This is a genomic window from Deinococcus sp. Leaf326 (assembly GCF_001424185.1).
Classification (GTDB): Bacteria; Deinococcota; Deinococci; order Deinococcales; family Deinococcaceae; genus Deinococcus.
This window is the reverse complement of the sequence record NZ_LMOM01000080.1, coordinates 1-4,941: the sequence shown is the minus strand read 5'-3', so window position 1 is coordinate 4,941 and position 4,941 is coordinate 1. Positions and strand designations below refer to the sequence as shown.

Annotated in this window: 9 protein-coding genes and 1 pseudogene; 6 read left to right on the top strand and 4 right to left on the bottom strand. The window is 58.8% G+C overall.

Going from position 1 to position 4,941, the window contains the following annotated elements; all coding sequences use genetic code 11:
* Positions 1–161, bottom strand: a 161-nt coding sequence (locus ASF71_RS25580; RefSeq protein ID WP_200939758.1) for a helix-turn-helix domain-containing protein, incomplete at its 3' end; no start/stop codon positions are given.
* An 846-nt stretch (positions 162–1,007) separates the two neighbouring features.
* Between ASF71_RS25580 and ASF71_RS20410 the strand changes: the two genes are divergently transcribed.
* Positions 1,008–1,223 carry a hypothetical protein gene (locus tag ASF71_RS20410; RefSeq protein WP_056303580.1) on the top strand — a complete coding sequence of 72 codons (216 nt, stop codon included), beginning with the start codon at positions 1,008–1,010 and terminating at the stop codon, positions 1,221–1,223.
* Between the two features lie 464 nt (positions 1,224–1,687).
* Here the strand turns inward: ASF71_RS20410 and ASF71_RS24345 are convergent, their stop codons facing one another.
* Positions 1,688–1,858: a hypothetical protein gene (locus ASF71_RS24345; protein ID WP_156373017.1), complete on the bottom strand. Its 171-nt coding sequence runs from the start codon at positions 1,856–1,858 to the stop codon at positions 1,688–1,690.
* A gap of 93 nt (positions 1,859–1,951) precedes the next feature.
* A complete protein-coding gene (locus tag ASF71_RS20400; RefSeq protein WP_056303576.1) occupies positions 1,952–2,221 on the bottom strand; it encodes an exonuclease domain-containing protein in 270 nt (89 codons plus the stop codon).
* A 120-nt stretch (positions 2,222–2,341) separates the two neighbouring features.
* On the opposite strand from ASF71_RS20400, the gene ASF71_RS20395 reads away from it, so the two are divergent.
* Positions 2,342–2,590, top strand: coding sequence for a hypothetical protein (locus ASF71_RS20395; protein ID WP_056303575.1), 249 nt, complete (start codon positions 2,342–2,344; stop codon positions 2,588–2,590).
* A gap of 51 nt (positions 2,591–2,641) precedes the next feature.
* Entirely contained in the window at positions 2,642–2,938 is a 297-nt protein-coding gene (locus tag ASF71_RS20390) for a hypothetical protein (RefSeq protein ID WP_056303573.1), read from the top strand.
* A gap of 437 nt (positions 2,939–3,375) precedes the next feature.
* Here ASF71_RS20390 and ASF71_RS25420 read toward each other — a convergent pair.
* Positions 3,376–3,547: pseudogene (locus ASF71_RS25420) on the bottom strand (IS4 family transposase); the annotation flags it as partial.
* Between the two features lie 77 nt (positions 3,548–3,624).
* Here ASF71_RS25420 and ASF71_RS24340 point away from each other — a divergent pair.
* The 3 genes from ASF71_RS24340 to ASF71_RS24335 all read left to right on the top strand — a co-directional run bounded on the left by ASF71_RS24340 (position 3,625) and on the right by ASF71_RS24335 (position 4,621).
* Positions 3,625–3,867, top strand: a complete 243-nt coding sequence (locus ASF71_RS24340) for a hypothetical protein (RefSeq protein WP_156373016.1) — start codon at positions 3,625–3,627, stop codon at positions 3,865–3,867.
* A gap of 109 nt (positions 3,868–3,976) precedes the next feature.
* Positions 3,977–4,201, top strand: a complete 225-nt coding sequence (locus tag ASF71_RS20380; protein ID WP_156373015.1) for a hypothetical protein — start codon at positions 3,977–3,979, stop codon at positions 4,199–4,201.
* Positions 4,202–4,303: 102 nt separating this feature from the next.
* On the top strand, positions 4,304–4,621 hold the full coding sequence (locus ASF71_RS24335) for a hypothetical protein (RefSeq protein ID WP_156373014.1): 318 nt from the start codon (positions 4,304–4,306) through the stop codon (positions 4,619–4,621).
* The last annotated feature ends 320 nt before the right edge of the window (positions 4,622–4,941 follow it).

The window sequence follows — 4,941 nt, the reverse complement described above, 5'->3', positions numbered from 1 at the left end:
CGTAGTCGTGCTTTCCAGGTGTAGACCGTATGCACGGAAACACCGAAGTGATCTGCGATGTTTTGGTTCCGGTGAGTTCCGCGCTCAATCCATTCGAGAGCGGCCAGGCGGCGCTCTTCGAGTTGTGCGCGCGAGTAGTGTGTGGGCTGCCAACCAGGCATACGCTAAGTCTATCAATTCAGATCTCCACCGTGATCAATAAGGGAAGTTGCTGTGGAGAAGTTTGGGAGGAGGAGGTCGTGGGGAGATGGTGAAGGGAAGGATGAGCAGGTGGTCTGTGCGGAGATGAGGTGGCGATNTAAGGGAAGTTGCTGTGGAGAAGTTTGGGAGGAGGAGGTCGTGGGGAGATGGTGAAGGGAAGGATGAGCAGGTGGTCTGTGCGGAGATGAGGTGGCGATTCCGACATGTTCAGAGCTGGTGCGTTGAGGAGGTTGTTCGTCCTGTTGCGGTTCAAGGGCTGAGTTGGAGGTGACTCTGCGTTTAGTTGGCGTGGATGTTGAGGTATGNTTCAGAGCTGGTGCGTTGAGGAGGTTGTTCGTCCTGTTGCGGTTCAAGGGCTGAGTTGGAGGTGACTCTGCGTTTAGTTGGCGTGGATGTTGAGGTATGGGCTGGCCCATTTCAGGAGCTGACCATACCCACCATCCCCACACTGCCCCAGAACATCGACCCGCGGATCGCCGCTATCCTCCGCGACCGCGCCGCCAAAGGGGTCGTCATCGAGAAGACGATCCAGACTCGCCCGGTGCCCCTGCCGACTGACCTGGTGCCGACCACGCGCCCTGTACTCCTGCCGACTGGCCAGAGCACAGCCACCTCCGGCGAATCGTTCGGCACGCTGCTCCAGGTGCCCGCCCTGGACACGCCGACAAGCACAATAGTACCGCTGAGCAACAGTGGACTCGTCGCGCCGCTGGCTAAGGTTCCCCAGGAGTGCGACCGCCTGATCGGCAAGCTCCTTGCGGCCGTCCGGAACGACGGCGGCCTGACGATGGTCGAGGCGCTGACGCTTGCTGCCGGAGATCAGGGGCACGTCGGCCCGCGAGCTGGTGATCCTGGTGCTGGCCCAGCTGCAGCAGTACCTCGCGCCCCGGCTGACGCTGTCTCTGCGGGGCTGGTTGACGGCCGAGACGCTACGCTCGCTCGTAAGGGGCCTGGAGTTTGCGTACACAATATGGGTGCGGCCCCAACTGGGCAAGAACCTGATCGGCCGCCTCACGTTCTGATCTTAAAACCCTCACTCCACCCCGGCTTCGTGCTAGGCGGAGTAGGGTTTTCTTGTTGAACCCTGAGGCGCCAATGCCGTCTCGCGGTTCTCGACCACCCATAGGGTCGGGTAGTTATCGGCCGCATACCCCCCAATGGTCATGTGTTCCCAAGTCAGCAGGGAGTCGACCGTCTCACTCACCGCGACACGTGCGGCATGTAGGGTCTCGAAGGGTCCGAAGGTGCACGTCACCTCCCCACTGGGGATATGCGTGGCGGTGGCGTAGATTGGCGGCATAGGACAAAGATAAGTGCAGAAGAAGGAGACTTGTCGCATGTCACCCTTAGACGACGCTGAGAGTCGCTTTCAGCTCCGGTAAATAAACGAAGCCGAGGCAAGGTGGAGCGGCTTCGTGCCTAGGCGGGGTGGGGCTCTTTTTTGCCTTCAGCTCAGGACCGGCACGCCCTGATCGTCGAGATACCGCTACACCGCCGCCGTGGCCTGCGCGTCCGCAAGCGCCGTGTGAGCGTACTGGAGGTCATGACCCGCCGCCTGCGCCGCATCCTCGAGCTTATGCCACTTGAACCCATCCCGTCGGCTCGGCTCGCCCACATGCCGGGCATACCGCAGCATCGCGCACTGCACCCGCAGCACTGCCTGATCCTCGTGATCCTCGTGCCACAGCAGCGCCGACTCGCCTGTGCCCTCCTCAGCCTGCCAGCCGCCCCCCAGGGATTGGGCGAGCAGCTAGAGGTCAAGCGCGGCCCCGTAGGCGGCACTCCCGCCGGCCAGCAGTCCGCGTACGCGAGGCCACACCTCGTCCATCGTGGGCGCATCCTGGACCATCGCGGGGGTAACGCCGTGCATGGCCTCCACACGCGGCCACACCATGAGGTGCTTGGGTGGTCGCACGAGAGTGTCGAGGAGCACCTGGCCGGTCCTGCTGTCCATGACCGCGATGCTCAGGATGGCGTCGGTTTCGTCGGTGCCGGTGGTCTCGGTGTCCCAGATGATCATGGTTTAGCCTCCAGAGTGAGAGTAAGCGATGCGTCCGGTACCCGGCGCGGATAATGCACCTATGCCTTAGCCTGCACCTGCCCCGGTCCCGCCCCGTTCTGACAATCCCTACCTGCTCGGTTGCTGACTCCCGCCGGCCTCTCCCTGCTCGAGATTGCCTTGCACCAGGGCGACCTGTACGAGCGCGCCGGCTTGGGCTTCCCGCCCAATGCTCTGGACCGCGAGCCGGCTGACTACCTGGGCTATCACCAGGAGCTGCACGCCGCCTGGGCGTTGTGGGCGACCGAACTGGAGCTGACTGGCCGCGACTTGGGCGAACCCGGTGGCTGGTTCGACGACGACTTCTACGAGGCCGTGCCGGTGGAATGACCTACCCTGCGGTATGAGACAGCCCCTGAGTGCCACCTGTTACAGCCCGGTATGACCGCCCCGCCACTCACCTTCTGGCAGGCGCGCGCCTTGCTGCTACTGACCTTGGAGCCGCAGTCGGTGAACGATGTGGCCGACCGGATTGCTGTCCGGGGGGCAGTGCTGGATCTGTCGCGCGTGCAACAGGTTCTGAACGAGTTGACCGCCCTGGGGCTGCTGGGGCACACGCTCAAGAAAGGACGCGAAGGCGGGCGGTACTGGCTGGGATCTGGCGCAGCGGTCGAGGACGCTCTCGACCAGGCGTACGAAGTGGTCAAGCGCGGACCGCTGCCGCAGCGCCAGAAATAGGTCTAACCTGGGGCCATCTCAGTTCCTCACGGGGGCCCACTTCTGCAGTCCCCTTCGAGTGAGAGACACGGCATCTGGGAAACGCTCCGCCCAATCGGTATGTAATAGCGGGATCACCATGAGGCAGAGCATTGATAGAACCCTTCAGAAGAGTCCCGACAGTTGGAAGATCGAGACCTCGGAAGGATCATTCAGACTCATGGCGGTCCTTGGGCAGCAACAAGCGGCCTTGGCAGCCGCTGGCGCTCAGGGTTACACATGGACGAAGAGGATCGGCCTTGTACTTTGCTCAGTAGAGTCTGCCGAGCTGGTGCGAGTGGAGGAGTACCCGGTGTCTAGGCAGAGCATGGACTTCGACGCAGTGGGGCGGCGGGCGGCGCGCGAAGTACTGTGGCACCTTTTCGATCGCCGCTTCTGAACTGCACGAAGCGGAGTCACCGCTGATACCGGGCGGAAACCGTGCCAAGCAACTGAACGTGTCTCTTCAGGCTGTAGAGAACGACGGACGGGCGCGTTCAGGACTACCAACCGCCGGGCGTCAATGGAAAAGGCAGACCGCAGTGCAGTCTGTAAGGCATCGTGAGGGTATCGGCTCTTGGGTGGTCTCATCGCGGAAACACCCTACAGAGGCCGGTTTGTTGTTACTCCTCAGCCATTTTGATGGGTAGTCAGGTTAGACTGGAAGGATGCCTCCAAGAATCGAGTGGAAAGAGGGAAATGTTTCATTTACGGCAACACGCGAAAAAATCCATGGGCAACCGAACAGACACTGCGTTTCGGTTGCTTCAGATGGTAACATTTTCTATATGCAAGATATTCTAGCCAGCTCTCTTGATGGCGAGCTAGCTATTATTCAGGAAGCGATGCAAGATAGGAAGAGAAGAAGCACCCGCAGAGCGAGCCATCTAATTTTGCCTGCACTTGCATAAAATGCCTAGCAAAATTCTTGACAAGAGCGGTCGTTAGAGATATTCATGGTCTATTCTTCATATTCAAATCGGAAACCCCTCAGTATCTGAATTTCCTGTAAGCTGTTATATGGACAAAATGATCTATGCGACGGTGCGGCAGATATCGGCGAGTTGGTATCGGATCGTTGTTAGGGAAGGTCAAGACCACGAGGCCGCCGTCAAGCAAGCGATGAGGCAGGTCCAGTTCTATCTGTACGACCTCGGTCTAGGCAATGAGGACGCGAAAATGTATCTGAGTGCCGCACACGAGGCGGTTACCCAGATGCTTGATCTGGACAACATCCAGAATTGAGCTGCTCCTTGAAGTGAGCAGGAGGCTCATCGGGCCCAACTCAATTCATTTAGCTCCACCGTTCCCCACAGTTGAATAATTCAGTGTGGTGTAGACTGAGCAATGGACTTGCCCCAAATTGCTTTTCAGGATGGATGGCGTGATTTAGTGTCGCCTAGTCTCACTGCCTACCTATACCAATTTGAGTCCCAGGGTATTGTCTTCTCTTGGAGCTTCTCTCCAGAATGTGCCTATATTTTTTCCGCCTCCTTACAGGTCTCTGAGAAGGAGGTTGTAATGCTGTGCAGTTGGGACGGTACCGAAATGCCACGTCACGCCATCAACGAAGTTATTATTGGGACCATGTCTGCAAGAGGCCGCTTTGGTTCCCTCAATCAGAAACAGGCTCCTCCCCTAACACCAAAACCATCAGAGCAATAAAAAGAGGATCAGCAACCTGCTGATGCTGTTACGCTATATAAAGCAATCTAGCTTACCAATCAACACGAATAGGGATTGACAGGTCGGGGTGTACCAACTGAGGGCAATGAACTTCAAGTTATGCCCCAAGACGCCTATGGTGACTTTCAACCGCAGGCTAGCAATGTCTTGACCTGACCCCATCGCAGACCTGCACCAACCAGTAACGCCGTTTAGCAGGACGTACGTGATTAGCGACGCAGGCTGATCAGGACATCAACGGGGTCCTGACCGCGCAACCGCGCGGTCTCCACCGTCGACTTGATGCGCATGTACGTCTG